At 44.5% G+C, this 26138-nt stretch carries 27 protein-coding genes, 1 pseudogene and 1 riboswitch; of the genes and pseudogenes, 14 read left to right on the top strand and 14 right to left on the bottom strand.

The features are described 5' to 3' along the window. The first annotated feature begins 155 nt into the window (after nucleotides 1–155). The 5 genes and pseudogenes from LWP20_RS00815 to LWP20_RS00795 form a co-directional block, all read left to right on the top strand. Complete coding sequence (locus LWP20_RS00815) at nucleotides 156–692, top strand: hypothetical protein (protein ID WP_242926208.1); 537 nt, start codon at nucleotides 156–158, stop codon at nucleotides 690–692. 101 nt (nucleotides 693–793) lie between these two features. Then, nucleotides 794–1096: a hypothetical protein gene (locus LWP20_RS00810; protein WP_242926207.1), complete on the top strand. Its 303-nt coding sequence runs from the start codon at nucleotides 794–796 to the stop codon at nucleotides 1094–1096. Between the two features lie 174 nt (nucleotides 1097–1270). Further along, nucleotides 1271–2005, top strand: coding sequence for an SAM-dependent methyltransferase (locus tag LWP20_RS00805; protein WP_242926206.1), 735 nt, complete (start codon nucleotides 1271–1273; stop codon nucleotides 2003–2005). Between the two features lie 8 nt (nucleotides 2006–2013). Next, entirely contained in the window at nucleotides 2014–2760 is a 747-nt protein-coding gene (locus LWP20_RS00800; protein WP_242926205.1) for a ZIP family metal transporter, read from the top strand. A gap of 146 nt (nucleotides 2761–2906) precedes the next feature. Beyond that, a pseudogene (locus LWP20_RS00795) lies at nucleotides 2907–3182 on the top strand (Mpo1-like protein); the annotation flags it as partial. Between the two features lie 40 nt (nucleotides 3183–3222). Here the strand turns inward: LWP20_RS00795 and LWP20_RS00790 are convergent. From LWP20_RS00790 to LWP20_RS00760, 7 genes are all read right to left on the bottom strand, one after another. After that, nucleotides 3223–3537, bottom strand: a complete 315-nt coding sequence (locus LWP20_RS00790) for a hypothetical protein (RefSeq protein WP_242926203.1) — start codon at nucleotides 3535–3537, stop codon at nucleotides 3223–3225. A 191-nt stretch (nucleotides 3538–3728) separates the two neighbouring features. After that, a complete protein-coding gene (locus LWP20_RS00785) occupies nucleotides 3729–4160 on the bottom strand; it encodes a septal ring lytic transglycosylase RlpA family protein (RefSeq protein WP_242926202.1) in 432 nt (143 codons plus the stop codon). Between the two features lie 11 nt (nucleotides 4161–4171). After that, nucleotides 4172–4879, bottom strand: a complete 708-nt coding sequence (locus tag LWP20_RS00780; protein WP_242926201.1) for an alpha/beta fold hydrolase — start codon at nucleotides 4877–4879, stop codon at nucleotides 4172–4174. A gap of 52 nt (nucleotides 4880–4931) precedes the next feature. Beyond that, entirely contained in the window at nucleotides 4932–5648 is a 717-nt protein-coding gene (locus tag LWP20_RS00775; protein WP_242926200.1) for a hypothetical protein, read from the bottom strand. A gap of 66 nt (nucleotides 5649–5714) precedes the next feature. After that, on the bottom strand, nucleotides 5715–6026 hold the full coding sequence (locus tag LWP20_RS00770; protein ID WP_242926199.1) for a hypothetical protein: 312 nt from the start codon (nucleotides 6024–6026) through the stop codon (nucleotides 5715–5717). A gap of 3 nt (nucleotides 6027–6029) precedes the next feature. Beyond that, nucleotides 6030–6455: a GNAT family N-acetyltransferase gene (locus LWP20_RS00765; RefSeq protein WP_242926198.1), complete on the bottom strand. Its 426-nt coding sequence runs from the start codon at nucleotides 6453–6455 to the stop codon at nucleotides 6030–6032. A gap of 380 nt (nucleotides 6456–6835) precedes the next feature. Then, nucleotides 6836–7075, bottom strand: a complete 240-nt coding sequence (locus LWP20_RS00760) for a hypothetical protein (RefSeq protein WP_242926197.1) — start codon at nucleotides 7073–7075, stop codon at nucleotides 6836–6838. A gap of 62 nt (nucleotides 7076–7137) precedes the next feature. On the opposite strand from LWP20_RS00760, the gene LWP20_RS00755 reads away from it, so the two are divergent. Then, entirely contained in the window at nucleotides 7138–7398 is a 261-nt protein-coding gene (locus LWP20_RS00755) for a hypothetical protein (protein ID WP_242926196.1), read from the top strand. Nucleotides 7399–7451: 53 nt separating this feature from the next. Here the strand turns inward: LWP20_RS00755 and LWP20_RS00750 are convergent, their stop codons facing one another. After that, complete coding sequence (locus LWP20_RS00750; protein WP_242926195.1) at nucleotides 7452–7838, bottom strand: Hsp20/alpha crystallin family protein; 387 nt, start codon at nucleotides 7836–7838, stop codon at nucleotides 7452–7454. 273 nt (nucleotides 7839–8111) lie between these two features. Here LWP20_RS00750 and LWP20_RS00745 point away from each other — a divergent pair, with 273 nt between their 5' ends. The 3 genes from LWP20_RS00745 (at nucleotide 8112) to LWP20_RS00735 (ending at nucleotide 9950) form a co-directional block, all read left to right on the top strand. Beyond that, complete coding sequence (locus tag LWP20_RS00745) at nucleotides 8112–8756, top strand: OmpA family protein (protein WP_242926194.1); 645 nt, start codon at nucleotides 8112–8114, stop codon at nucleotides 8754–8756. Between the two features lie 308 nt (nucleotides 8757–9064). Further along, complete coding sequence (locus LWP20_RS00740) at nucleotides 9065–9487, top strand: STAS/SEC14 domain-containing protein (RefSeq protein ID WP_242926193.1); 423 nt, start codon at nucleotides 9065–9067, stop codon at nucleotides 9485–9487. Nucleotides 9488–9539: 52 nt separating this feature from the next. Next, nucleotides 9540–9950 carry a hypothetical protein gene (locus LWP20_RS00735; RefSeq protein WP_242926192.1) on the top strand — a complete coding sequence of 137 codons (411 nt, stop codon included), beginning with the start codon at nucleotides 9540–9542 and terminating at the stop codon, nucleotides 9948–9950. Nucleotides 9951–10061: 111 nt separating this feature from the next. On the opposite strand, the gene LWP20_RS00730 is transcribed toward LWP20_RS00735, so the two are convergent. The 3 genes from LWP20_RS00730 to LWP20_RS00720 all read right to left on the bottom strand — a co-directional run bounded on the left by LWP20_RS00730 (nucleotide 10062) and on the right by LWP20_RS00720 (nucleotide 14977). Further along, nucleotides 10062–11198, bottom strand: coding sequence for a hypothetical protein (locus LWP20_RS00730; protein ID WP_242926191.1), 1137 nt, complete (start codon nucleotides 11196–11198; stop codon nucleotides 10062–10064). 83 nt (nucleotides 11199–11281) lie between these two features. Then, nucleotides 11282–13660 carry a ribonucleoside-diphosphate reductase subunit alpha gene (locus tag LWP20_RS00725; RefSeq protein ID WP_242926190.1) on the bottom strand — a complete coding sequence of 793 codons (2379 nt, stop codon included), beginning with the start codon at nucleotides 13658–13660 and terminating at the stop codon, nucleotides 11282–11284. Between the two features lie 357 nt (nucleotides 13661–14017). Continuing rightward, a complete protein-coding gene (locus LWP20_RS00720; RefSeq protein WP_242926189.1) occupies nucleotides 14018–14977 on the bottom strand; it encodes a ribonucleoside-diphosphate reductase small subunit in 960 nt (319 codons plus the stop codon). 649 nt (nucleotides 14978–15626) lie between these two features. Here LWP20_RS00720 and rplU point away from each other — a divergent pair. The 4 genes from rplU (at nucleotide 15627) to metF (ending at nucleotide 21614) form a co-directional block, all read left to right on the top strand. Beyond that, nucleotides 15627–15935 (top strand): 50S ribosomal protein L21, encoded by a 309-nt coding sequence (gene rplU, locus LWP20_RS00715; RefSeq protein WP_242926235.1) that lies wholly within the window; start codon nucleotides 15627–15629, stop codon nucleotides 15933–15935. Between the two features lie 71 nt (nucleotides 15936–16006). Next, nucleotides 16007–16276, top strand: a complete 270-nt coding sequence (rpmA, locus tag LWP20_RS00710; RefSeq protein ID WP_242926188.1) for a 50S ribosomal protein L27 — start codon at nucleotides 16007–16009, stop codon at nucleotides 16274–16276. Between the two features lie 255 nt (nucleotides 16277–16531). Further along, nucleotides 16532–16640: riboswitch (SAM riboswitch) on the top strand. Nucleotides 16641–16712: 72 nt separating this feature from the next. Continuing rightward, the gene (gene metH, locus LWP20_RS00705; protein ID WP_242926187.1) at nucleotides 16713–20426 is read left to right on the top strand and encodes a methionine synthase; all 3714 of its coding nucleotides are present in this window, start codon (nucleotides 16713–16715) and stop codon (nucleotides 20424–20426) included. 231 nt (nucleotides 20427–20657) lie between these two features. Further along, nucleotides 20658–21614, top strand: coding sequence for a methylenetetrahydrofolate reductase [NAD(P)H] (gene metF, locus LWP20_RS00700; protein WP_242926186.1), 957 nt, complete (start codon nucleotides 20658–20660; stop codon nucleotides 21612–21614). A gap of 102 nt (nucleotides 21615–21716) precedes the next feature. On the opposite strand, the gene LWP20_RS00695 is transcribed toward metF, so the two are convergent. From LWP20_RS00695 to hemW, 3 genes are all read right to left on the bottom strand, one after another. Further along, the gene (locus LWP20_RS00695) at nucleotides 21717–22487 is read right to left on the bottom strand and encodes a cyclase family protein (RefSeq protein WP_242926185.1); all 771 of its coding nucleotides are present in this window, start codon (nucleotides 22485–22487) and stop codon (nucleotides 21717–21719) included. Nucleotides 22488–22554: 67 nt separating this feature from the next. Then, nucleotides 22555–22989 (bottom strand): hypothetical protein, encoded by a 435-nt coding sequence (locus LWP20_RS00690; RefSeq protein WP_242926184.1) that lies wholly within the window; start codon nucleotides 22987–22989, stop codon nucleotides 22555–22557. 77 nt (nucleotides 22990–23066) lie between these two features. Then, entirely contained in the window at nucleotides 23067–24194 is a 1128-nt protein-coding gene (gene hemW / locus LWP20_RS00685; protein ID WP_242926183.1) for a radical SAM family heme chaperone HemW, read from the bottom strand. A 158-nt stretch (nucleotides 24195–24352) separates the two neighbouring features. On the opposite strand from hemW, the gene LWP20_RS00680 reads away from it, so the two are divergent. Then, nucleotides 24353–26113, top strand: coding sequence for a BamA/TamA family outer membrane protein (locus tag LWP20_RS00680; RefSeq protein ID WP_242926182.1), 1761 nt, complete (start codon nucleotides 24353–24355; stop codon nucleotides 26111–26113). Nucleotides 26114–26138: the final 25 nt, after the last annotated feature.

Here is a 26138-nt window from a genome sequence, read left to right as displayed (position 1 = left end):
CCAAAAGTTTTAAGGCAATTGCTGAAGCTACCTGGCATTCCATCTGCAGCCAGGGCATGAGGGGAAATTTTGCAGAGGATTTAGTATTGAATTTTTATTAGTTTATGCAGCAACCAAATCAACGCGGTTTTAGGCAGCCACAAGGTTCGTCCCCGATGGCAATCCGCACAAAAAAGTATCAGTTCGACAAGAAGCTTTACACGAACTTAGCGCTTACACAAGTATGGCGCAAAGACTGGTGGCAGGCAATTATTCCGCTGGCACTTTTTTTAATACCGGCATTATTCAGTTTTTCGTGGTGGTGGGTAGCCATTGCTATTATTGTAACCATACTTTTTGTGCTGTTGCGCTCGGCCCAGGTAATGGGTGTAACGCAAATGGAACAAGGCAATCCGTTGTTCGAGAAGATGACGTATGAAATTGACCAGCGCCAGATCCTGATGAAACGCAACGACCGTGAAGGCATGGCTCTAACCTGGAACATGATACAATCTGCGCGTAAAAAAGACGATGCCTTTATGTTGTGGTTGCAGCCGCCAACACAAGAGCAAATGCCTACCGGCTGGAAAGGCTGGCTGGCACGTACTTTCCAGGTGCCGGTTTTTATTAACCTGCCCTACCGTATATTTAACAGCCCGAACGATATTAAGCTGATGGAATCGATGCTGCGCCGCAAGAACCTGCTGGCATAAGCACCTGATAACCTTTAACCTGTAACCGGGCGTAAGCAAAGAAATGATGCCTTTAATTTAAAGTATAAGGCGCAACTATAAGAAGTATAAACACAACAAAGATGAATAAGAACGTATTAGCAGTTTTTGCCGCCGTGTGCGGGTTATTTATGGTTTCTTGCTCTACTCCTTCTGATCAAAGACCAGAGGAGAAAGTTTCAGTTGATACGGTAGCGCCGGGAACGCGTAATACCAACAACATCGAAACTGAACACGCACCAATGGGCCATGAAAATGAGGATGAAGCCATGATCAATCATGTGCAGACTGGTGGCGTACATGCTGAAGAAAACAAGGCAAACGAAGCTGACAGCGTAAGCAAGCCAGGCAACACTGCACCTAAAGCAGACAGCGTAAAGCACTAAGCCTGCCCGCTTAAGAAAAAGCCTGCCGTTGCCATAGCAGCGGCAGGCTTTTTTATGACGTTATTTTCAGGAATCAATAATATAGAGCATTTATTACCCAAGCCGTTTAACTGCGCGTATAAGCAGTTTCAAAATAAAGCCTATATTTGCAACATTATTGCTTTTACCCTTAATATGGCACAACAGGAAGATTGGTTTAGTACCTGGTTCGACTCTCCGTACTACCACATACTTTATAACAACCGCAACGAAGACGAGGCGCAGTTGTTTATAGATAACCTGCTGGCTTACCTCCATCCTAAACCTGAACACAAAATACTGGACCTGGCCTGTGGCAAAGGGCGTCATTCGGTGCAGCTCAACCAAAGGGGCTTCGATGTTACCGGCATCGATCTTTCGGAGCAAAGTATAGCCTATGCCAAACAGTTCGAAAATGAGCATTTGCATTTTGAGGTGCACGACATGCGGCAGGTATACAAACCAGAGGAATTTGATTTTGTGCTCAACCTTTTTACCAGTTTCGGGTATTTCGAGAACGAAACCGAAAATGTGGTAGCCCTTTGTGCCGTAGCCAAAACATTAAAGCATGGCGGCAAGCTGGTAATTGATTTTATGAACACCGACCTGACCATTGCCAACCTAGTGGCACACGAAGAAAAAGAGGTGTGCGGCATTAAATTTAATATCAGCAGGGGTGTTGAGAATGGCTTTATAGTTAAAAAGATCTGCTTTACAGATAAAGGGCAGGATTATGCTTTTGAGGAACGTGTGCGGGCACTACGCGAAGAAGACTTTATGGAGTATTTTGGAATGGCGCAGTTGCGGCTTGTAGAAATCTTCGGCGATTACAACCTTGCCCCATATAACCGCGAAAGCAGCGAACGAATGATCTTTGTACTTAAAAAATAGATAGGTACATGATCACAGCTATACTTGTCCTGTTCTTTACGGTTGTACTTTCCAGTTTCCTGGTTAAGGCTTTTCCGCCACACAACAATAAATGGCTGAAGCTGGCTTTGGCATTCAGCGGGGCTTACCTGTTCAGTATCACTATCATTCATCTGTTGCCAGATATGCTGCTGGGGAGCAGCAAGCCACATACTGTTGGCTATTGGGTGTTGGGTGGTTTTTTTCTGCAGCTGTTGCTGGAGCAATTTTCGGAGGGTGTAGAGCATGGGCACATACACTTACACAAACATGACCATGCAGGCCCCATGCCATTTCTGCTGCTGGGGTCGTTATTTCTGCATTCTTTTCTGGAAGGAAGTATACTGATAGATAACGAGAACAGGCATTTGCACCAGGGGCATGAGCAGGACAATTTTTACCTGGTACTCATGGGAGTTGCAATCCACCACGTGCCGGCAGCATTTGCCCTGATGTCGGTGCTGATGTCGCGGCTGGGTAGTTTCAATAAAGCCTTTATGTGGTTACTGATATTTGCAGTAGGTTCGCCGCTGGGTATTATTGTAAGTAACACCGTTTTAGCATCAGGGCCGGATAGCACACTTTATAATGCCCTTACCGGCCTGGTGGTAGGTAATTTCCTTCATATTTCTACTACCATACTTTTCGAAACCAGCCCTGATCACCATTTCAACCGAAATAAACTGATGGCCACTTTTCTGGGGCTGTTCCTGGCGCTTGTAAGCAATTTTATCTAAAATTTATACTTGCCGGGCTTGTAAGTATTTTTCCTCTTGCGGCACTGCCTATACTTTTGTAACTTCCTTTGGTTACAACAATGGCATTTATGGCTCCGCAACCTAAAGTTTATACTTCTTTAAAAGAATTTTAACCTTACTATTTATCTGAACATCAGCATACAACAAGCCGGGTGCTGCATTTTGCAGGGACGGGGCTTTTATTGCTTATTGCCCTAGCGACCATAATATGGAAGCAGTATAGTTGGCTATGGCTAGTGCCGCTGGTAGGGTATGGTTTTGCTTGGGTGGGGCACTTCTTTTTTGAGCGTAACAAGCCTGCCACTTTTAAATACCCGTTTTATAGTTTGGCTTCGGATTTTATGCTGTTCTTTGATATACTGCGCGGAAAGCAAGGCTTTAAGAGCAAAGCAGCTGAATAGCAAACAGGTATAAAGTATAAGGCAGGAAGTAAAACAGGAATTAGATAATTGTAGAAAGCAGTGTAGCCACAATTACCTTTACCGCATTCATTAACGGATCGGTGCCGTGAAAAGTGTCAGAATCATCTTCGCTTTCTTCAGAACCCGTAATGTCCTTAAAAGAAAACGACGATTTGTTCAGGTCTGAAGCATTTACAGGAGCTTTTTCCTGAGGTTTTACCGGTGCTTTTGCCTTTGTTGTGGTTTTGCTTTTATTCTGAGCAGTTACTGAAGTTTGTTGCTCGGTCTGGTTATTAGGCGAGGTGGTAGTTGTGCAGCCATTATTACTAGCTTGTACGGCAGGCGCAGTAGCCATGCTAAAGAGCATAGTAGCTGCTAAAGGCAATACAAAGCGAATATGTAGGCGCAGTTTAATCACAATCAAATGTACTATCCTGAATTTGAAAATACAATAATTACTTAGGATATTTTAGGGAAACCTCTAACTACGTGTGTAAACGATGTGTACACCGGGGCAAGTATAGAATTAGTGTAAAAGTTTAAAGTTTATTTACCAGCTGCAGGCCGTATAACCTTGACTTTTACAGGCACTACGCCGGCATTAATATAGCCCAGCTTGCGGGCCGCAGCTTCTGATAGATCGACTACACGGCCTTTGGCATACGGGCCTCTGTCAGTGATTTTAACTTTAACAGTTTTATGTGTTTGCAGGCTGGTAACTTTAACTTTAGTACCAAGCGGCAAAGTACGGTGGGCTGCTGTTAGCTTATGTCGCTTATAAGGTTCTCCGTTAGCCATTTTGCGGCCCTGCAATTTTCTGCTATAATAGGAAGCTTTACCCTCTTCGGTGTAGCCACGCTGCCCATGCGATGGCGCTGTGCTGGTGCATGATGCCAGCAAAAATATACTTATGATTATTGCTACAAAGTATGGAAATCGCAGGTGAACAAATGATTTGTGAAGTATAGATAATAACATAGATCAGGCTTTTACGAAATAGTAACGTTTTTAGGAGCCAGGAATTGCCTGATGGTTTGTGCAAGTATACCTGGACTAACCGCTTCAAGCGGGTGTCGGGTATCTGGTAATACCAGCAGGCTTGCATTGGCTAATTGCCTGTATGTCCAGATCGTTTCTTCGGGCGTTACCATATTGTCACGATCGCCTACTGCTACTAACACGGGAACCTGTATTTGCGCCAGTAACGAGGCAGTAAGGGCCGGACTATCTCCGAGATGCCGCATCATTTCAGCAGTTTTCAGCATAACGTCCTGCCACCGCTGTGGTGCATGGCGCTGAGCAAGTGTCTGCGCAAAGTGCGGTACTTTTTCCTGTATCTTTTCTGGGTTCAGCATTTTACCTTCTTTCTCAGCCGCCTCCGCCGACCAGGCAAATTTTGTAGCCAGCGTAAAAATGCTCTTAACCCGCTCCGGATATTGCAAGGCAAAGTATAAAGCAGCGTACCCGCCCATACTATAACCGAAAATATGAGCTCTTTCCAGTTGTTCCTGCTCCATCAGTTGCAGAATATTCTGGGCAAAAAGTGGCATAGCAAAAGGCGATTCTGGTAACGGTTTGCCACCATGGCCGCTAAAATCCAAGGTATAAATCCGGTAGTTTGCCTCTAGCTCATTTTTTAAAGGTGCAAGCGTAGCTGCAGAGCCCAGAGCTCCGTGCAAAAGTATAAGGTTTTCCATTTTCAGGAGGTAGCCTGTGAATAATAGTTTGTTGGCAGCTTTATAGGGTATTTTACTGCTTTATCTGGTAGTTGTAAAGTTCGATGGCCTGGGTGAGTTTATCTTTCTGGAAAAGTTGCAACACAAACGGGATGGCGGCTACCCCAACGCCCGCATACACAGCCGGTGATAAACTGCCATTACTGTTGTTGCTGGAACTGTATACTCCAAAAGCCGCGATACCGGCCCCTAAAACAGATAAACCTGTAGTCAGAAAGCGTTCGCTTTTATAACGCTTCAGCATTACCATACTCGATGCATTGTCGGATAGCGCTTCCTGCAGGTTACCATAGTTAAAAGACTGTAGCGGGCCATCATCTTTCGAGAAAAAGTATACCCTGCGGCGCGACGGAGCACCCATACCATACCCATAAGGCGAGTAACCCATGTTGTAATAATCGTAGGTAGTGGTATAGTACTTAGAAATGCGCGGGCCATGAAGTATACGCTTGGCAAAGGCATTGGCGCGGCTGCCGTAACCTACACGTGCATAATAACCATCAGCATTCTGGTAAGCTTTCACAGCATCCAGCCTGAATTGCATCGAGTCGTTGAGCAGAAAATAATCCTGCTTAAAGATTGGGGTCTTAAACTTAAGCTTATCAGCGTATACTATCTGGCCATTCTGTAATTGCACATAGTAGCGGCCCTGCTGGTTTGGTTCGTTCTGTGCATTGGCCTGCAGGCAAAAAACCACAGCAAACAGCAGTAACGTCAGTATCTTTTTCATAGGTTATACTTGGTTAAGTTAAAGCGCTTTATACTTAATTATATCAATAGAACTTAGAAATACAATTTAGTTAAAAAGCAGAAACAGCATAGGTACTAAACCCAGCAATGCCAGGTATACCCAGCGCATAAGCTGCTTACGGTGCCTGGCAGGCACATAGTTACTTACCAGCGCAAGGGCACCCAAAAGGCAAATAATATATAACAGGATAAATGTTACTGCTTTTACCCAATTGGGCACTATCGTATTTTCTGGTTGTATTTGGTTGGTCATGCCCATACCTGAAAGCAGGCTGCTCAGGCTAAGGTACACTACTACCTCAAAAAGTATAAACAGCAGCCAGCCATACAGGCCGGTTATCTTGTTTCTGCTTTCCATAAGCTACAGGCTTTTGTAAAAATGCAGGCTCTTGATATGAAAGCCTTCTCTAAAATAAAACTTATGGGCCGCACTATTGGTAACGTACGCATCCAGCATTATTGTGTCGCAGTTAAGCCGCTGTGCTTCAGTATGCATCCAGTCAGAGAGCAGTTTTCCAATTCCTTCAGACCGGTAGGCCTCGTCTACTACAAAATTATCAACCTCAAGGTATTTGCCGCTGTATAACTTGGCGCTAACCCAGAAACCTGATAAGCCAACACAGCTGTTTCCTATAAAAGCGCCCACCATACGGTAGCCATTGGGCAGCATTTGTTGCAGCAGTTCCCGGTAGCGGCTTTCTGCCATGCTGGGGTTAAGCTGAAGTATAAGATGGTACTGTAACAGCATATTTTCCAGGCCTGTAATCTCCTCAATTCTTATACTCATCTGGTTTGGTGCAAATTTCTTATTATCAGCATGTTATGCCTTGTTCTGTTTCTGTGCCAGTAGCCTGTACTTTACAATAAATGTACTGCTTTTAGAGGTATTTTTATACTTAGAGAAGTTACTAAATTAAGCAATCTATATATAACTATCTGTAAAACAATAGTATAACTTTAAGAAGAAAGTGATTGTATCTCTGACGGATTTGAAACATTCTGGGCTGTGAGTGCCGTTAAAATATAAATAAGATGTTGGGGTATGAGGCTATTGAAGAATATTAAATTAGATACATATAACTTTTATGAAGATAAGAACAGGAAGATTTTCAGCATTGGCTACGAGGATCTGACTACGCTTATCTTCTATCAGGATACGAATAACAATTATACGTTAGTGGTCGCAAAAGACGACGATCCGCCGTTGATTCTTGAAAAAAAAATATCACGAGCGGAAGCATTCAGAATAATGAACACCCGGCCCTGAAAAGCCGGGTTTTTTATTGCCCTGCTTTTTAGGCCATAGCGCCAGGTATAAGCTGCCCATATATCTTTGTTTAGTTTAAAAGTATAAAGTATAGATTGAACTATAGCATGTTTTAAGCCTTCTGCTATAAAATAGTGCAAGTGTTGCGGCACTTTTTTTGCCAATATTTTGCTCTAGCAATAAGTAGCCAAAGATTAAGATTATGCTGGAGCAAGACACCACCATGACAGACGTAAACCAGGTGCAACACATGTTTTTGCACGTGGAGAGCAGCGACGCCATTTGCGTACTAAATGTAGCCGGGCATCCGTACCGCCTGCGCGAGTTAATATTTATGATGATTGAGAACGGTTGTCGCGTTATGCAAACCACCGCCGATCAGTACAATATTTTTTCGTTCGATAAAGAATCGGTGGAAGTATACGATTTCTTAACCTCTATTATAAAAGCGAAGTTTATTTAAACAGCAGCACTATAAAACAGAAAAGGCTACTGAAACCAGTAGCCTTTTCTGTTTTATAGTTGTTTTATCTCGATTTCTTTGGGCCTGATGGCGGCATCGTGGTACGGTAGTTTTACGTGCAGTTGGCCCTCTTCATACACGGCCTCAATGCGGCTTATATCTACCTGTGGCGGCAACAGGAAAACCTGGGTAAACATTGGTACGGTTAAGTCAGCACTATTCTGGTTTTGCAGCAGTGAGAAAATGGTAAGCTGGTTATTTTGCAATACAACCTTAAAAGCCTCCGGGTTTACACCCGCTGCCCATACCTGTATTACAGCTCCTTTTTTATACTTCTTAATATCAACATAAGTCTCACTGATACCGCCACCTATTGTATTAAACAGGTTTATCTGGTTGGCAATACTGCGTAAAAACTCTCTATCTTTTATCAGTTTCATGTCTGTCTCCTCTTTCTTTATAAACCAATTAAAGCAAACAGAATGCCAGTTAACTCTAGCTTAAAGCTACAGACATTATGACTTACCCTGTAAGTAGAAAAAATGCGCTTAAGGCCATTCTGTCAGGGTTTTGTGGTGTTTTTTTCATGCTAAAGCTTTAGGGCCGGCTTATACTTGTTCTAGTTTATTCATACTACCACGGTTGCCGGCTTTATCAACTAAAGTATAATTAGCCCGTATGGACTTCTAGCGTAAAACAAACACTATAAAACTATGAAAAAAGCTATATTCTGCATGGCATGTGCTACCATCGGTTTGCTAAGCGCCTGCAACGATATGAACAAGAAAACGGAGGAATCGAAAAACGAAGCAACTGAAGCAACCGCTGATACCGCTGTTGCTTTCGAAAATCAGGCTTCTCCGGACTCTGCCGCAGATGGTTCTATAGTTGATGTTGATGCCAGTGGCGATGCAGACTGGAACGATATAGACATGAACGTACCTACTGTAAACTGGCCCGAGTTTAAAGACACTGATGTTGAAGTACGAGGTAACGATAAATACAGCGTGTATGCTTTAGGCGAGAACGTTTTATTCGACACCGATAAATCTGATATCAAAAAAAGTGCAGAGCCAAACCTGCAGAAGATTAGTTCTTCTATTATGCAGCGCAGCAAAGATGGTAAGGTTAGAATATATGGCTATACCGATGCTCAGGGTAGTGCCGGCTATAACAAAGAGCTAGCCGAGAAACGTGCCGAAGCTGTTAAAAACTGGCTTCAGAAAAATGGTAAGATCGATGCTTCACGTATATCGATGCACCCGGTTGGCGAGGCTAAACCTTTAGAAACAAACGCTACAGCACAGGGCCGCCAGCAAAACCGCCGTGTAGAAATTGTGGTTAGAAATACAAAGTAGTAAAAACACTGCTATAGCAAGAAGCCACTGTATGTTGCAGTGGCTTTTTGTTTATCCATGTTTCTGCCCAATGTTGTTTAGTATGCCATTTCGGGCTACGGGAAGAATCTGGTGCAGCTATCCGTGGAATTACTATTTGTTAACTCCTTGATTGATAAAAATATATGTGTTTACTCAGCAACAACTAACAAGTTCACTAAAGTATAACTGCCTCAGGTATAGTGCTAAAGTGCAATTTTAGTGGCTGAGCTTTAAGTATAATGTTTAACTTTGCAACCTGCTATTAATTTACAGGCAAAATTTACGCTATGGTTTTTACTTACTTCCAGAATCATGTGGTTACCATCCTTTACGACGATGAATTACAATTGGGAACTGCTATTTGGAATGGGTTTTTGAGTAGCGAAGAATTTAAAGAAGCCGTTTCTGCATGCCTCCAGTTAATGGAAGAGTATAAAGCTCTGAGGTGGCTGGGCGATAATCGCAAACTAAGAGCCATCAGGCAGTCAGATCAGGAGTGGTTTGTAGAGTACGCTTTCCCGAGGCTGGCTGCCGGTACGCTTAGACGTAATGCTACTGTAGTGTCTGAAGATGTGTTTAATAAAATGGCAGTTGAACAATTGATTAAGCGCGCAGATAACTTAGGTGATATGGTAATCAAAGAATTCGATAGTGTAGAAGATGCAATTGCCTGGCTTAATGAGCCAATCTCTTTCCAGGACAAGGAATAGCCCCACCTGTTTATATTTTATCTGAGTTTCCAGTTTTACCAATACGCTTATAATGCAAGTATACTTTAAGAATAATTTTGTTAGCATTTACTATAATAAAGAATCTCGTTTAGGGAAAGCAGTATGGAATGGGCATTTAGAAGGCGCTGAACTAAGAGAAGCTTTTCTGCTTTGCCTTGAACTGATTGACCGTTTTATGCTTACCCGCTGGCTGGCCGACGACCGCCTGATGAAATCCATAGAGCCTGCCGACCTGGAGTGGAGCAAGCAGAATTACATTCCCCGGATAGGCAATAGCTCGTTGCTGCGTTTTGCCCGCCTTCCCTCTCAGTTCCAGAAAAATCTTGAAGCCGTAAATGCAATGATAGAACAAAGCCATACCTTAAAGACCAAAGTTGTGCCACTCGATTTCACTGATGAGCAGGAAGCGATGGATTGGCTGATGGAGCCGTTGGAGGTTTAGCAAGTATAAAGTATAGATTTTAAAAAAGGCACCTGAAATATAAATCAGGTGCCTTTTGTTTTATGGTAAAGCCCTGGCGGCGTTCGCTCCTGCTAGGTCTTAGTTTGCAAATTATGCTACAAGCCCTCTATTATTAAGACAAAGGTTGCTATTCATAATATCAGGCATAAAAAGATGATAAAGTAGATCAATCAATTGTTTCTCATTCTCTATAGACTTTGTTGTAAATTGAAATATTTCTTTTTGATAACAGTCTTTTAATTCATTAGCAACTTCTTCCGGATTAAGAGAGCAAACAATTACCTCCGTGCCTATTCGATTGAAATGCTGGCTTATCAATTCTTTTAGATGCGGCTCATTTCTAAAAGAGTTACCAATTATAACTAACCGATTATAACCTTTTAATCTTTCTGTGAGAGCTCTATAGTATATAGATAGCACTTGGTCCTCTAAAATTTCTTTCTCCTTTAAGAATGGGTTATTAAATACTAAAACAGGCTCTTCATTAAAGATATCACCTGTTAATTTATATGTACTGCTCCCTCTCTTTGTAAACTTATAAGAGCCATGTAAATGCACCATACACCTTTTTACATTTCTAAGCATATATTCATTTAATTTTAGGTGCCCTTCAATATTACTTCGTCCAAAGCAATCAGGATAAATGAAATTTGTACCATTGATTCTTACTGGTGATGTTAAGAGAGTATCTAGTATACCGTCATAGTTAGTAGTGCAAATAAATAACTCCTCTACTTCATTATAGTTCAACATGTTATCGAAGCCAATTCCAAAACATGGAAATAGCTTGCGTATGACTTTGTTTCCTGATATATCTTCAAAACGTTTAAAGTCTGATGCGACTTCTCTCAAGCTATTTTTTCGAGCAGTGTCAACTCTTCCTGCTAACTCTTCTATTTTGTCTTTAGGTATTACTTCTTTAAAAAATTCTTCATTAGATAGTTCATTGAGTAAACATAATATTTGCTCGTCACATAGGTTAGGATGAGACCGCTTAATTTTAGGAAACGCATCTTTAAATCTCTCCCATAGACCCGCAACATCATTGATGTTATTTGATATTGTTGCTAGGTCAGTTTTAAGATCTTTGGGTTTATTAACTTCCGGATAATTTCTTACCAAACTTGCTAACAGCTTATTGAAGCCGTTGCCGAACAATACAATTGATTTCAATTTTTTTATTATAACATTTTGGGCTAAAAGTATCAACAACAGGATTGCATCCACTAACAGGGTGTTAGCAGTAACATAGGATACACGTGCTTCGGGTAAAAAATAAGGAGGACACTAAGCCCTCCTTATTCAGTTAGTTACGATCCGCAAGCTTCGCAAGCGTCTGGGTTGTCAAGGCTACACGCCATATCGCTGCGGTTCTGGTCCTGGTTATAAACCGGCTCCAGGGTTTCAGTGGCTTGTTTCTCTACTGTAAACTTAATGGCATCTACAGCGGCTTTGGTGCGCAGGTAGTACATACCTGTTTTCAGGCCTTTCTTCCAGGCATGGAAGTGCATAGAGGTCAGCTTACCAAAGTTCACGTTCTGCACGTGCAGGTTCAGCGACTGGCTCTGGCAGATGTAAGCTCCACGGTCGGCACTCATATCTATAACCGTACGTTGGCTTATCTCCCATACTGTTTTATACAGGTCTTTGATATTCTGCGGGATGTTCGGGATATCCTGAACAGAACCGTTGGCAGCGATGATCGCATTTTTCATGTTATCATTCCACAAGCCCAGGTTGATCAGGTCTTTCAGCAGGTGTTTGTTTACCACCATAAACTCGCCAGAAAGTACGCGGCGCAGGTAAATGTTAGAAGTATAAGGCTCAAACGATTCGTTGTTACCTAGGATCTGCGCAGTAGATGCAGTTGGCATAGGCGCTAGTAAAAGCGAGTTACGCACACCGTGCTCCATAACCTCTTTGCGAAGTTCTTCCCAGTCCCAACGGCCGCTATCTGGCGTTACATTCCACATATCAAACTGGAAGATGCCTTTTGATAACGGAGAACCTTTAAATGTTTCGTATGGTCCATTCTTCTTTGCCAGGTCTTTAGAAGCTGTCATCGAAGCAAAATAGATCGTCTCGAAAATATCTTTATTCAAGCCTTTTGCCTCTTCGCTTTCGAATGGCATGCGCAACGCAATAAAAGTATCGGCAAGGCCCTGTACACCCAAACCAATAGGCCTGTGGCGCATGTTAGAGTTCTTGGCCTCTTCTACAGGGTAATAGTTAATATCAATAACCTTGTTCAGGTTTTTAGTTACATGGTATGTTACATCAAACAGCTTCTGGTGGTCGAATACCTTATGGCCGTTCTCTTCTTTTACATAGCGTGGCAATGCCAGCGATGCCAGGTTACAAACCGCAACCTCATTCTCGTCGGTGTACTCCATGATTTCGGTGCACAGGTTCGAGCTCTTTATAGTACCCAGGTTCTGCTGGTTTGATTTGCGGTTAGCAGCATCTTTGTACAGCATGTATGGCGTACCTGTTTCTATCTGCGACTCCAGTATATGGAACCACAGATCCTGCGCTTTTACTGTTTTGCGGGCACGGCCTTCGCGCTCATACTTCTCGTACAGGCGTTCAAAGTCCTGTCCCCAGCATTCAGCCAAACCAGGTGCTTCGTTCGGGCAGAACAGGCTCCATTCGCCGTTTTCTTCCACGCGCTTCATAAACAGGTCTGGCGTCCACATAGCATAGAACAAGTCGCGGGCGCGGTTCTCTTCTTTACCATGGTTCTTTTTCAGATCCAGGAATTCAAAGATATCGGCGTGCCACGGCTCCAGGTAAATAGCGAAAGCACCTTTGCGCTTGCCACCACCCTGGTCTACGTAGCGGGCTGTGTCGTTAAACACTTTCAGCATAGGTATAATGCCGTTAGAAGTACCGTTGGTACCTTTAATGTATGAGCCCGTTGCTCTTATGTTATGAATACTAAGGCCTATACCTCCAGCGCTTTGCGAAATCTGGGCACATTGCTTCAGCGTATCGTAAATTCCTGGTATACTATCGTCTTTCATGGCCAGCAGGAAGCACGACGAAAGCTGTGGCTTTGGTGTACCGGCGTTAAATAAGGTTGGCGTAGCGTGTGTAAACCACTTCTCCGACATCAGGTTGTAAGTCTCGATGGCAGACTCGATATCTTCTTTATGTATACCTACAGCAACACGCATCAGCATATGCTGCGGGCGTTCTACTATTTTACCATCCAGGCGCAGCAGGTACGAGCGCTCCAGTGTTTTATAACCAAAGTAATCGTAGTTGTAGTCGCGGTCATAAATGATAGAAGAATCAAGCGTGGCAGCATGTTTACGGATAATCTCATATACATCTTTTGCCAGTAATGATGCATTAGCGCCTGTTTTAGGGTCCTCGTAAGTATAAAGGCGCTTCATGGTATTAGAGAACGACTTGCTGGTAACCTTATGCAGGTTAGAGATAGCAACGCGTGCTGCCAGTACTGCATAGTCCGGGTGCTTGGTCGTAAGTGAAGCTGCCGTTTCTGCTGCCAGGTTATCCAACTCAACAGTAGTAACACCATCGTAAATACCATCGATCACTTTCTTTGCTACTTCAATCGGCGATACATAATCCATGTGTAAACCATAGCACAGTTTTTCGATGCGTGCTGTGATCTTATCGAATTTGACGGACTCGCGTCTACCGTCTCGTTTAACTACTAACATAGTGTATATACATTAAGCGAGGTTAAAGGCCCCGGGTTATCAACAGGTATAAAATTATATGATATGCCACTACCAGGGCAGTGGGCTGAAACATGCTAATATATTCATAAGGCAATACGTAAATACCCACGTAAGCCGTTGAAATACTATACTTTATAGGTAAAGCCTAATGCTTTTACTTGTGATGAGGCCTGTAGCCCCTTATTGATAGCAATTGCCAGCTATGGTTCCGTAACCTGAAGCGGTCGCTTCTGCCTTTACAGGTGGTGCCGGAAGTATAAAGGTATAAACCAGTAAGGGAAAAGGTAGGATGTCTTTCCCCTTTGGTCTTATAAACTTAAGAACTAAAATCTGATCTTAAAAGTCTTCGTCGAGTGAAAATACATTTTTATCAGAACCGCCTAAAACACCGGCTTTCTGGTATTCGCCCACGCGCTTTTCGAAGAAGTTTGTCTTACCCTGCAGCGAAATCATTTCCATGAAATCGAATGGGTTGGTGGCGTTGTATACTTTGCTGTAGCCGAGCGCTACTAACAGGCGGTCAGCCACGAACTCGATGTACTGGCTCATCAGCTTGGCGTTCATCCCGATCAGGTCTACCGGCAGGGCGTCGGTAACAAATTCCTGTTCTATACTTACTGCGTCCTTAATTATTTCGTGTACACGAGCCTCAGTCAGCTTATTTTGCAGCATAGAGTATAGCAGGCAGGCAAAATCGCAGTGCAGGCCTTCGTCTCTTGAGATAAGCTCGTTAGAGAAAGTAAGGCCAGGCATTAAGCCACGCTTCTTCATCCAGAAGATAGAGCAGAACGAACCGGAGAAGAAAATGCCTTCCACGGCAGCAAATGCTATCAGGCGTTCCACAAAGTTTTCGCTGTTGATCCATTTAATGGCCCACTCTCCTTTTTTCTTCACGCATGGCACCGTCTCCAGCGCATTAAAAAGGTGGTCTTTCTCGCTTTGCTTCTTTATATAAGTATCAATCAGCAGAGAGTAGGTTTCAGAGTGGATGTTCTCCATCATGATCTGGAAACCATAAAAGCAGCGCGCTTCCGGTATCTGCACCTCCTGCATAAAGTTTACGGCCAGGTTCTCATTCACGATGCCATCCGAAGCAGCAAAGAAGGCCAGAACATGGCTGATGAAATGGCGTTCGCCGTCATTCAGGTTTTCCCAGTCTTTCAGGTCCTGGCTCAGGTCGATCTCTTCAGCGGTCCAGAAACTGGCTTCAGCCTTTTTATACATCTGCCATACCTCATCATGCTGAATTGGGAACAGTACAAAGCGGTTTGGGTTCTCTTGTAGTATTGGCTCCATAAACTTGTAAATAAGCGTTTTATTGGTTGAAGGGGTAAGCAATAAGCTTAGAAAACACCCCAGATAAATTTAAGCATTGCACGGGTGTCTGCATAACGCCCGGCAATATTGTGAGTTCAAATATAGAGAATTGAACTTGAAATAGGTATCCAAAGTTGTTCAATTTCTCCACAAATTGTTAAGCAGCTAATGGTCAGGTTTTTATGCTGTAATCCACAGTGTTATAAACATAGTTGATAACTTATATAGTTGTGTTAAAATATTGTTATTTATCTATTAATTCGATGTTAAATACAGTAAAATAGAGTTTAAAATGGCCTTTAGAGCTTATGCGGGCATAGGCAGGGTGTGTAAAGTATAATTTTGTGGTAACACAGCGGGGTAGGGTTTTGGTTGATGAGGTGGTTTGATGTGCAATTTGTGGATAAGATGATTTTTTGAATTTAAGGATAAATGCCTTTATTTTAGCTTGTTAGAACAAAGTTTTGAGGTCTTTTGGAAATGGTGTGTAGATTTCAACAATGTTTTCCACATAAGTGTGGAGGAAGCTGTGAAATTATGGAATGAATTAAAAAGCAATGGTTTGCATATTAAAAATAAGTCCCTTACTTTTGCAAACTTAAATTTTCATAAATATACATTGAAGCTGATGTACGCAATTGTAGAAATCGCAGGTCAACAGACCAAAGTAGAGAGCGGTAAGTTCATCTACGCTAACAAGCTTTCCGGCAATGATGGTGACGCCGTTGAGTTCGCCAATGTTCTTCTTACTGATGATAACGGCACTATTACTTTAGGTGCTCCTTTCGTTAGCGGTGTTAAAGTGGTTGGTAAAATCCTTGGCAACGTGAAAGGCGATAAAGTAATCGTTTTCAAAAAGAAGAGAAGAAAAGGCTATCGTAAGAAGAATGGTCACCGCCAGCAGTATACGAAAGTCCTGATCGAGAGCATTGGATAAGCAGTAAGAAGAAATTAATCGTAAAATCTTTTCGGGCTTAGTTTACTAACCCGGAGTAAATAGTTAAAAAAATGGCACACAAAAAAGGAGCTGGTAGTTCTAATAACGGCCGCGAGTCACACTCTAAACGACTTGGTGTTAAGATTTACGGTGGCCAGGATATCATCGCTGGTAACATCATTGTAAGACAAAGAGGTACTGCACACCACCCGGGTAAAAACGTGGGTATTGGCAAAGACCACACACTGTTTGCACTTGTTGATGGTGTAGTTGAGTTCAAGAAAGGTGTTAAGAACCGTTCATTCGTTTCTGTAGTACCTAACGTAACTGCAGAAGCTTAATTTTAAGCTTTGCTGATACAAAAAGGGATGCCGTAAGGTATCCCTTTTTTATTTTAAGAAAATATAAAATCTGCCGCAACCCGGCACCGGGTGTGGCGTATATATAATCAGATAGTTTGATTTGCCCTCAAAAGCAGAACAGACTAAGTAGGAAAAGGACACCACAAGTGTCCTTTTCTGTTTTTATGCCTACCCCAACCCGTACCTAAAATAAAGAATATTTCGTATTCTATGGATATCTGTATAAATTGCAGCTTCTTATCAAGAAAGACCGAGGGAAGGGCCCGATGACGTCTTAGCAACCTTGTACCAGCTTGGTGCTAATTCCCTTCTTAGCTATACTATAGTTGAGAGAAGATAAGAGAGTATATCCTTCCTTAGGGTGTCCTTCTTGATAAGCGAACGCAGAAGACTTACGAGAAGAAAGACCCCGAACATGACCAAAACACATCCGATTTACCAGCTACTGAAAGAGCGCGTACTTGTGCTTGACGGCGCCATGGGCACCATGATCCAGCGTTACCAATTGCAGGAAGCAGATTTCCGTGGCGAGCGCTTCAAAGATCATCCATCCGACCTGAAAGGCAACAACGACCTGCTTTCCATTACCCGCCCGGATATCATTAAAGCCATACATACTGAGTATCTGGAAGCTGGCGCTGATATCATCGAGACCAACACTTTTAGTGGTACAAGTATAGCTATGGCCGATTATGCGCTGGAGCATATCGTGTATGAACTGAACTATGAGTCGGCTAAGATTGCCCGTGAAGCTGCAAATGAAATAGAAGCCAAAGATCCTTCGCATAAACGTTTTGTAGCGGGCGCGATTGGCCCAACTAACCGTACAGCTTCGCTTTCACCGGATGTAAATAACCCTGGTTACCGTGCCATAACATTTGACCAACTGGTAGAAGCTTATTATGAGCAGGTGCGTGGTTTAGTGGATGGTGGTTCTGACTTGCTGTTAGTAGAAACTGTTTTTGATACGCTAAACTGTAAAGCTGCCCTTTTTGCGATACAGCAATTTGTAAATGATGGTGGCAAAGAGCTTCCGATCATGGTGTCCGGAACTATAACCGATGCCAGTGGCCGTACCTTATCTGGGCAGACGGTAGAGGCTTTCTATAATTCCATCTCGCATGCCCCTATACTTAGTATAGGTTTTAACTGTGCTTTAGGTGCACGTCAGCTGAAAACACACATCCAGGAGCTATCCCGCATTTCAGACTGTTATATCAGCGCTTACCCGAATGCCGGCTTGCCAAATGCTTTTGGCGGCTACGATGAGACAGCCCAGCAGATGGGTGTTATAGTTGAAGAGTATTTAAAGGAAGGGCTGGTAAATATATTGGGTGGTTGTTGTGGCACTACGCCCGTACATACCAAAGTAATTGCAGACCTGGTGCGAAAGTATAAACCGCACGTTCCTACCCCTGTTGCCCCACTCCCACGTTACAGCGGCCTCGAGCCCCTAACCATCACCCCCGAAAGCCTTTTTGTAAATGTCGGCGAACGCACCAATGTAACCGGCTCCAAAATGTTCTCACGGCTTATCGTTAACGGCCAGTTTGAAGAAGCCCTAGCAGTTGCGCGTCAGCAGGTAGAAGGTGGTGCGCAGATAATAGACGTGAACATGGATGAAGGCATGCTTGACTCAGAGCAGGCCATGACCAATTTCCTTAACCTGATCGCTTCTGAGCCGGATATTTCCAAACTGCCGATCATGATCGACTCTTCGAAATGGAGCGTGATAGAAGCCGGGTTGAAATGTGTGCAGGGTAAATCTATAGTTAACTCCATCAGCTTAAAAGAAGGCGAAGAAGCCTTTAAAAAGTTGGCCCGCAAAGTGCGCCAGTATGGTGCCGCCGTAGTGGTAATGGCTTTTGACGAGCAGGGCCAGGCTGATACGCTGGAGCGCAGAAAAGAGATATGTGAAAGATCGTACCGCATTCTGGTTGATGAAGTAGGTTTCCCGCCGCAGGACATCATTTTCGACCCGAACATACTGGCGATTGCCACAGGTATAGAAGAGCACAACAACTATGCGGTAGATTATATCGAAGTTGTAAAATGGATAAAAGCGAACCTGCCACATGCGCTGATCAGTGGCGGTGTAAGCAACCTTTCCTTCTCTTTCCGTGGCAATGATATAGTACGTGAAGCCATGCACACGGTGTTTTTATACTATGCCGTACAGGCGGGTATGGACATGGGTATTGTGAATGCAGGTATGCTGGGCGTGTACAGCGAAATACCAACTGAGCTGCGCGACCTGATCGAGGACGTGATCTTTAACCGCCACCCGGATGCTACTGAAAAACTGGTAACCTATGCCGAAACTATAAAAGGCAAAGGCAAAACTGCCACGGCTGCCGACACTGCCTGGCGCGAAGCCCCCGTAGAAGAGCGTCTGAAACATTCTTTGGTAAAAGGTATAGTTGATTTTATAGAAGAAGACACCGAAGAAGCACGCCAGCAAGCAACCAAAACATTGGATGTGATCGAGGGTCCACTGATGGCAGGTATGTCGGTGGTGGGTGATTTGTTTGGTGCTGGTAAAATGTTTTTGCCACAAGTGGTGAAGAGTGCCCGCGTTATGAAGAAGTCGGTAGCGTACCTGTTGCCGTTCATGGAACAGGAGAAACTGGCCGGCGATACTTCTAAATCTACAGCAGGTACCATCCTGATGGCTACTGTAAAAGGCGACGTGCACGACATCGGTAAAAACATTGTGGGTGTGGTACTGGCTTGTAACAACTACGAGGTAATTGATCTAGGCGTAATGGTGCAGCTGGATAAGATCCTGTCAGAAGCCGAAGCACATAAAGTAGATATCATTGGCTTGAGCGGTCTGATCACGCCTTCACTGGATGAAATGGTGTATGTGGCACAGGAAATGGAACGCCGTGGCATGAAGATTCCACTGCTGATTGGTGGAGCTACAACTTCGCGCGTACATACAGCCGTGAAAATTGCGCCAAAGTATAGTGGTCCGGTAGTGCACGTGCACGACGCTTCCAGAAGTGTAACGGTGGTGAGTAGCCTGCTGAGCAGCGAACGCGACAGCTATATTGCCGAGATAAAAGCAGAGTATGAGAAGCTGCGCGAAGACCACCTGAGCCGCACCAAAGACCGTGCGTTTGCAACTATAGCAGAAGCCCGCGCCAACAAGTATAAAGTTGATTGGAACACTACTAAACCGGTTAAACCTAGCTTCCTGGGCAATAAAACATACACTAATTACCCGCTTTCGGAGATCGTGCCGTACATCGACTGGACGCCATTCTTCCACGCCTGGGAGCTTAAGCGCCAGTACCCGAAAATATTGACCGATCCGGAATTAGGCACAGAAGCAACCAAACTGTTTAACGATGCGCAGGCAATGCTGCAGGAAATCGTGGATAAGCAATTACTGGAAGCCCGCGCTGTAGTAGGTTTCTATCCTGCCAACGTGGAGGCAGATGATACCATCGAAGTATACGCCGATGATTCACGTGGAAATGTATTGACAGAGTTCCATACCTTGCGCCAGCAAGGCAAGAAGGGTGCAAACGTGCCTAACCTGGCTTTCTCCGATTTTGTAGCTCCGAAAGAAACAGGCGTGGCTGATTACATCGGCGGATTTGTGGTGTCAGCTGGTTTTGGCATTGAGAAGCTGCTGGAGAAGTATGAGGCCGAGCATGACGACTATAAATCCATCATGATAAAAGCCCTGGCAGACAGACTGGCGGAAGCTTTTGCCGAGCTGATGCATGCCAAAGTTCGCAAGGAACTATGGGGTTACGAGCCAGATGAGAACCTAACCAACGAAGACCTGATCAAGGAAAACTATAAAGGCATTAGACCGGCACCAGGTTACCCGGGCTGCCCTGACCATACCGAAAAGATCACGCTGTTTAATTTGCTGGATGCGGAGAGAACGTCTGGGGTTATACTTACTGAGAACCTGGCCATGTACCCAACCGCGGCTGTAAGCGGTTTATACTTCTCGCACCCGGAATCGAAATACTTTGGTTTAGGCAAGATAGGTGAAGACCAGGTGGCCGATATCGCGCAACGTAAAGGTATGGCTAAAGAGGAACTGGAACGCTGGTTATCGCCGAACCTGAACTATGAGCCGAAACCGGTAGCACAGCAGGCGGTGTAATCAAACCACCCCTAACCCCTCCTTGTCTAAGGAGGGGAGCCTGCTGTTGTTTTACTACACTTCAAGTTTTGAAGCTGAAGGCTACGAAATGCAATAGCGCAAACTATAAGCTACATAGGTTGAAGTAGTAGGTAAAACTCCCCTCCTTAGACAAGGAGGGGTTAGGGGTGGTTGGATCCGGCAGCGCAAACAACCATCTAACAATTAAACCATCTAACAATTTAACATAAATTGAAAGTAACAGACCACTTCAAAAATGCCAACGGGAAAACCCTGTTCACTTTTGAGATATTACCTCCGCTGAAAGGCGAGAATATGAAAATCCTGTTTAACCACATCGACCCGCTGATGGAGTTTAAGCCTCCGTTTATTGATGTGACCTATCACCGCGAGGAATATGTGTATAAACAGCGCGAAAATGGTCTTTTAGAGAAGATCACTACACGTAAGCGACCAGGCACAGTAGGTATTTGTGCGGCTATCCAGAACAACTATAAAGTGGACACAGTGCCGCACCTGATCTGCGGAGGCTTTAACAAAGAAGAAACCGAGAATGCCCTGATCGACCTTCACTTTCTAGGGATAGACAATGTACTGGTGCTGCGTGGCGATTGTGTAAAAAGCGAACAGCGATTTGTGCCAGAGCCGGGCGGACATCATTATGCGACCGAACTGATCGGGCAGGTGGTGGACATGAACTGCGGACGTTACCTGGATGAGGAGCAAGTTTACAACAGCGGAACAGATTTCTGTATTGGCGTGGCTGGCTACCCAGAGAAGCATTTTGAAGCACCTAATATGAAATCGGATCTGCGCTGGCTGAAGCGCAAAGTGGAGCTTGGGGCCGAGTACATTGTTACGCAGATGTTCTTCGATAACCAGAAGTATTTTGACTTTGTGAACCGCTGCCGTGAGGAAGGTATAAATGTGCCGATCATCCCGGGCCTGAAACCAATGACCACCAAAACACAGCTTAACTTACTGCCAAGCCTGTTCCATATCGAGATACCATGTGAGCTGGCTGATGCCATTGAAGCCTGCCCCGACAACAAGGCCGCCGCACAGGTTGGCGTGGAGTGGGCGATACAGCAATCAAAAGAACTGATGGAATTTGGCGTGCCGTGCCTGCACTACTACTCGATGGGCAAATCAGAATCTGTTAGAAAAGTAGCCGAAGCGCTATTTTAGAAACAACAACACTCCTTACAAACAACTAAACTACCTGAGGCTGGGGCTAACGCTCCAGCCTTTTTTCTGTAGGGAGGCATGCTGTTTTATAGTTATTGTAAACTATAGTTCTGGAAAAACAGGCGATAAAGTATAAAGTACAGGCTTGCTCGGGCTGGCATCGAGTTGCAAGCTGGCTATTTGCAGGTTCAGCAAGTATAAACCGTCCGTAATATGATCCGGCACATAAATTAGCTCGGTGATAGTTGCGCCGCAGCGGGTGTTTTTAGGATATTGCCAGAAGCCATGGTGGCATAGCAATTTTCCTTCGTCGAGTTCGCGGTCTACAGAGGGCAGGTCTAAAAGTAAATGCTGTATGCCTTTTTCGGCCAGGTGTTGCCCGATAGTATGCTCTAAGTAGGGCGGGTTGGTGCCGGAGTAGTGGCGGGTAAGTTTCTCATCCGAATTTGGTAAGGTGCGAAGTATAACGGCCTCACATTTTATACCTTCCAATTGCTCTCGCACATCTTCCAGCATTACCACTTCATCGCCGTTTTCCTGCTTTTGTGGTGTTATAGTTATGAGCTGGGCTACAAATAAAAAGCGCTTCAAGCAATTGTGAATGGTGGCGTTCTCATCGGCGGAGATGTGGCCGTAGCACTCGGTGTGGGTGCCGTTGCCGTGCGGCGTTACGTGCACGCGTTTATAGTTGGTACTGCCGCCTTCGGCCACGCTTCCTACAAAATCACCTACCCGTATCACATCAAACTGAACGGGCTCGGCCCAGAAACACTCCGGTTGCAGCTCTTTGTCGTGTAGCGGCATCGAAATGTCCAGTGGCTGCAACGGATTGAAAGTATAAACCTGGTCGTGGTAGGTGATGTTGGCTTCCATAGTTTCGGGCTTTTAGCAAGTATAAGCGAAAAATCGGAAACTATACTTTAAAGCGCTTAAAAGTATGTTATTCTTCAAGTAGCCAGCTGATAGCTTCATCTTCAGAGGCAAAGTCCCGGATAGTGTAAGAAATATCGCCGGCAGCATCTGCTCTTGCTACCACCGATGCCAGCGCCAGTTTCTTGAACAGGTTATCGGGCATAACGCGGGCCATCTTTCTGAGGGCAGTAGTAGAAAACAAACTATAGTAGGTGTTGGAGAGCCAGTCCTTGGTTTCGGGGCCAAGTATAGATGTCTGCTGCGAATTTACCAGTACCTTTTCTGCTTTTCTTTCTGCAATAACATGGTATGCCTGCATAGCTTCGGCCTGAAACTGCTCATCGGGTAAGGTGCGCAACCATTCTGTCCGGACCAGGCAAAGGCTGTCAGCAACTTCAATTTTTAGTCCATCCGATTCATAAACCGTTATCAGGGGCAATGTCTGCATGTATTCGGGAAGCATTTTGAGAACAGTTACCTTTACGGATACTTTCAACGAATGTATACTGCTAGAAGTAAGTTTGCCGGCTATTAAGGAAATTATTCAACAAACAGATCCAGCGTGATTTGGTCGGCGAGCAGTTTGCCTTTATCTGTCAGGTATAGCACATCGGCTTTTATACTTGCCAGTTCTTTTTGCTGCAGTTCCTGCAAGTATAGGTTATGGGTTGCCTGCACATCGTAGTTATACTTATCGCGCAATTGTGTAAGGTCGCAGCCCCAGATCGTGCGTAGCGTGGTAAGCAGGTAATCGTTAGCCTGGTCGGCTAGGGTAAGGTTTTCTATTTCAGCTGGGATGCTGTTTTGGCTTATGGCCTCGGTATACTTGCGGTTGTTGGCTACATTGTACTGCCTGCTGTTTCCGTTAAATGAATGCGCGCTCGGCCCTACGCCCAGGTAATGCACACCTCGCCAGTAATTACTGTTGTGTTTCGACTCGAAGCCCGGCTTACAGAAGTTTGAGATTTCGTATTGCACAAAGCCATGCTGCGCCATCTGCTCTAATAAAATCTCGAACTGTTGTGCCGTGAAATCATCTTCGGAAGGTATAAACTTGCCTTTTTTGCTCCAGCGGCCCAGCGCAGTATCAGGTTCTATCGTTAAGGCGTAGCACGATACATGCTGCACATTCAGTGAGAAAAGTGTTTTGAGGTCATTCAGCCAGATGCTGTGATCCGGCGCCGGAATGCCATAGATTAAATCGACAGTAATGTTATCAAACCCGGCAGCCTGCGCATCTTTCACGCATTGCAGACTTTCGGTAGCGTTGTGGGCGCGGTTCATCATGCGCAGGTGCGGCTCATGAAACGACTGCAATCCTATACTTAACCGGTTTATACCTGCAGCTTTCAATTCCTGTAGTTTCTCCGGCGAAAGATCGTCGGGGTTAGCCTCCAGTGTGATTTCTGCGTTATCAGCAACTATAAACAATGATCTTATAGTTTGCAGCAACAGCTCCAACTCAGGTTGGGTTAACAACGATGGTGTGCCGCCTCCGAAGTAAATGGTTTCAATCGTCTGGCCCTGCAGATACTCTTTCCGCAGTTCAAGCTCGCGGGCAATGGCATCTATAGTTGCCGACTTGTGACCCATACTTGTACTGAAATGGAAATCGCAGTAATGGCAAGCCTGTTTGCAGAAAGGGATATGAAGGTATATTCCGGCCAAGAGTTAATTGTTAAATTGTTGGATGGTTAAATTGTTGATGAACTATAAATCTGTAAAACATAACCCGTTACATTTGTAGGTATAGCAAGGTATAAAGGCCTAGTAGTCTAAAAGGTTAACAATTTAGCCGCTAAACAATTCAACAATCAATTACACAAATGTATAAAATAGCTGCCGTAGTATTGTGTTTGCTTTTGTGGCTGCCGCGTGTGCAGGCCCAATCGCAACCCGATGCTGTGCCACAGCCTAAACTTATACTTCGTGTACATACCACTCCTGAAGATGCCCCACGCCTGCGTGGTTATACTTACAAAACTACTCATCCCGATTCTGTAGAAGCTAGCAAAGAAGTAAAAGCTTTGGTGTACGAGATGCAGCAGGATGCTTATTTGCTCACTTCTGCCGATAGCCTGTACCTGCGCAACGATACGCTTCACGTGAAACTATACATTGGCCAGCGCTTTGAATTTGCCAGCCTGCGGAATGGGAACCTGAGCGAAGGCATCCTGATCGAGTCGGGTTTCAGGGAGAAGTTTTACCACAATGTACCTTTTAAGCCAGCCGAGTATGTAAAGCTGCAGCAGCGCATACTTGATTATGCCGAGCGCAACGGCTATCCCTTTGCCAGTGTATGGCTGGATAGTATAAGTATAAACGACAATAAAATTGAAGCTGCCCTGATGGTGGAAAAAGCTTTTGTTGTTACTTATGACTCGCTGGAAATTGAAGGAAAAACAAAGACGCAGCCTAAGTTCCTGATGCATTACCTGCAACTGCTGCCCGGCCAGATCTATAACCAGGACCAGATCAATGCGTCGCAACGCATGCTTACGCAACTGCCTTACATTAAATCAACAAGGCCGCCGCAGGTGCGTTTTGCCCGCGATAAAGCCAAAGTATACTATTTCCTGGAAGACCGTCAGGCTAACCAGATAGATGGGGTTGTAGGCTTTTTACCAGACCCAACACGCAAAGACAAACTGCTGATAACCGGCGAAGCCAACCTGAACATACGCAATATTCGTGGTACAGGTAAGCAACTGGGGCTGCAGTGGCGGCACGTAAACAAAGGTTCGGTTATACTTAACGGCGAGTACCTGCACCCTAATTTGCTGGGCACACCTTTCGAGCTGGGTACAAAGTTTAATTTGCTAAAACAGGATTCATCGTTTATTACCTTACAGCCACGCCTGCAGCTGGCATATTATACACTGAAGTATGGCAAATTCAGTGTGTTCACGGAGTGGCGCAACTCGCGTATACTTTCATCAGCCAATACACAAAGTCTGCAGAAATTAGACCTGGCTGATGCCAAAACAAATACCTATGGCTTTAATTACCTCTGGAATAATCTTGATGATTTTTACTTTCCGCGCCGTGGCCGTTTGGTAGAGTTGCAACTGGCGGCAGGTACAAAAAAACTGCTGCGTAACGCCGATCTCGAGAAAAGTTTTTATGACACCCTGGACCTGAAAACCACCCAGCTCAGCCTGGCGTTAAGGCTCGAAAATTTTCTGCGCTTAAGTACAAATAGCGCTTTGCTAACCCGCCTGCGTGGCGAGGCACTGCTCAACGACCAGGTTTTTCTGAACGACATGTACCGGATTGGCGGCCTTAATACCCTGCGCGGGTTTGACGAGTATTTCTTCTATGCATCGTCCTACGCTGTTGCCACGCTGGAGTACCGCCTGTTTACCGCCGCCGATTCTTATGTGTTGCTTTTCTATGACCAAGGCTATTACCGCAGCGATTTACAGGCTTCGCTGGCCCAGGATTACCCCTTAGGTGTTGGCGGCGGAATTAGTTTTAGTACAGGCGCAGGAATTTTTCAGTTGGTATATTCTCTGGGACGCTCTGAGCAACAGCCACTTTCGTTGAAATACTCCAAAATACACTTTGGTGTAACAAGTAAATTCTAACTTTTTTTGCCCTTTTCAGGTATAA

It is taken from the genome of Pontibacter vulgaris (assembly GCF_022758145.1).
GTDB classification, from domain to species: domain Bacteria; phylum Bacteroidota; class Bacteroidia; order Cytophagales; family Hymenobacteraceae; genus Pontibacter; species Pontibacter vulgaris.
Note: the sequence above shows the minus strand (reverse complement) of the source record. Positions and strands in the feature narration are given on the sequence as shown.

What these genes read in the sequence shown, in the direction of transcription:
- LWP20_RS00690 (WP_242926184.1), bottom strand. Translation starts at nt 22,989, where the DNA reads ATGCTTCCCGAATACATGCAGACATTGCCCCTGATAACGGTTTATGAA.
- LWP20_RS00735 (WP_242926192.1), top strand. Translation starts at nt 9,540, where the DNA reads ATGCAAGTATACTTTAAGAATAATTTTGTTAGCATTTACTATAATAAA.
- LWP20_RS00740 (WP_242926193.1), top strand. Translation starts at nt 9,065, where the DNA reads ATGGTTTTTACTTACTTCCAGAATCATGTGGTTACCATCCTTTACGAC.
- LWP20_RS00785 (WP_242926202.1), bottom strand. Translation starts at nt 4,160, where the DNA reads ATGTTATTATCTATACTTCACAAATCATTTGTTCACCTGCGATTTCCA.
- rpmA (WP_242926188.1), top strand. Translation starts at nt 16,007, where the DNA reads ATGGCACACAAAAAAGGAGCTGGTAGTTCTAATAACGGCCGCGAGTCA.
- LWP20_RS00805 (WP_242926206.1), top strand. Translation starts at nt 1,271, where the DNA reads ATGGCACAACAGGAAGATTGGTTTAGTACCTGGTTCGACTCTCCGTAC.
- LWP20_RS00790 (WP_242926203.1), bottom strand. Translation starts at nt 3,537, where the DNA reads ATGGCTACTGCGCCTGCCGTACAAGCTAGTAATAATGGCTGCACAACT.
- rplU (WP_242926235.1), top strand. Translation starts at nt 15,627, where the DNA reads ATGTACGCAATTGTAGAAATCGCAGGTCAACAGACCAAAGTAGAGAGC.
- LWP20_RS00770 (WP_242926199.1), bottom strand. Translation starts at nt 6,026, where the DNA reads ATGGAAAGCAGAAACAAGATAACCGGCCTGTATGGCTGGCTGCTGTTT.
- LWP20_RS00780 (WP_242926201.1), bottom strand. Translation starts at nt 4,879, where the DNA reads ATGGAAAACCTTATACTTTTGCACGGAGCTCTGGGCTCTGCAGCTACG.
- LWP20_RS00695 (WP_242926185.1), bottom strand. Translation starts at nt 22,487, where the DNA reads ATGGAAGCCAACATCACCTACCACGACCAGGTTTATACTTTCAATCCG.
- LWP20_RS00745 (WP_242926194.1), top strand. Translation starts at nt 8,112, where the DNA reads ATGAAAAAAGCTATATTCTGCATGGCATGTGCTACCATCGGTTTGCTA.
- LWP20_RS00725 (WP_242926190.1), bottom strand. Translation starts at nt 13,660, where the DNA reads ATGTTAGTAGTTAAACGAGACGGTAGACGCGAGTCCGTCAAATTCGAT.
- LWP20_RS00680 (WP_242926182.1), top strand. Translation starts at nt 24,353, where the DNA reads ATGTATAAAATAGCTGCCGTAGTATTGTGTTTGCTTTTGTGGCTGCCG.
- LWP20_RS00815 (WP_242926208.1), top strand. Translation starts at nt 156, where the DNA reads ATGGCAATCCGCACAAAAAAGTATCAGTTCGACAAGAAGCTTTACACG.
- LWP20_RS00800 (WP_242926205.1), top strand. Translation starts at nt 2,014, where the DNA reads ATGATCACAGCTATACTTGTCCTGTTCTTTACGGTTGTACTTTCCAGT.
- LWP20_RS00765 (WP_242926198.1), bottom strand. Translation starts at nt 6,455, where the DNA reads ATGAGTATAAGAATTGAGGAGATTACAGGCCTGGAAAATATGCTGTTA.
- LWP20_RS00775 (WP_242926200.1), bottom strand. Translation starts at nt 5,648, where the DNA reads ATGAAAAAGATACTGACGTTACTGCTGTTTGCTGTGGTTTTTTGCCTG.
- metH (WP_242926187.1), top strand. Translation starts at nt 16,713, where the DNA reads ATGACCAAAACACATCCGATTTACCAGCTACTGAAAGAGCGCGTACTT.
- LWP20_RS00720 (WP_242926189.1), bottom strand. Translation starts at nt 14,977, where the DNA reads ATGGAGCCAATACTACAAGAGAACCCAAACCGCTTTGTACTGTTCCCA.
- LWP20_RS00810 (WP_242926207.1), top strand. Translation starts at nt 794, where the DNA reads ATGAATAAGAACGTATTAGCAGTTTTTGCCGCCGTGTGCGGGTTATTT.
- LWP20_RS00750 (WP_242926195.1), bottom strand. Translation starts at nt 7,838, where the DNA reads ATGAAACTGATAAAAGATAGAGAGTTTTTACGCAGTATTGCCAACCAG.
- LWP20_RS00755 (WP_242926196.1), top strand. Translation starts at nt 7,138, where the DNA reads ATGCTGGAGCAAGACACCACCATGACAGACGTAAACCAGGTGCAACAC.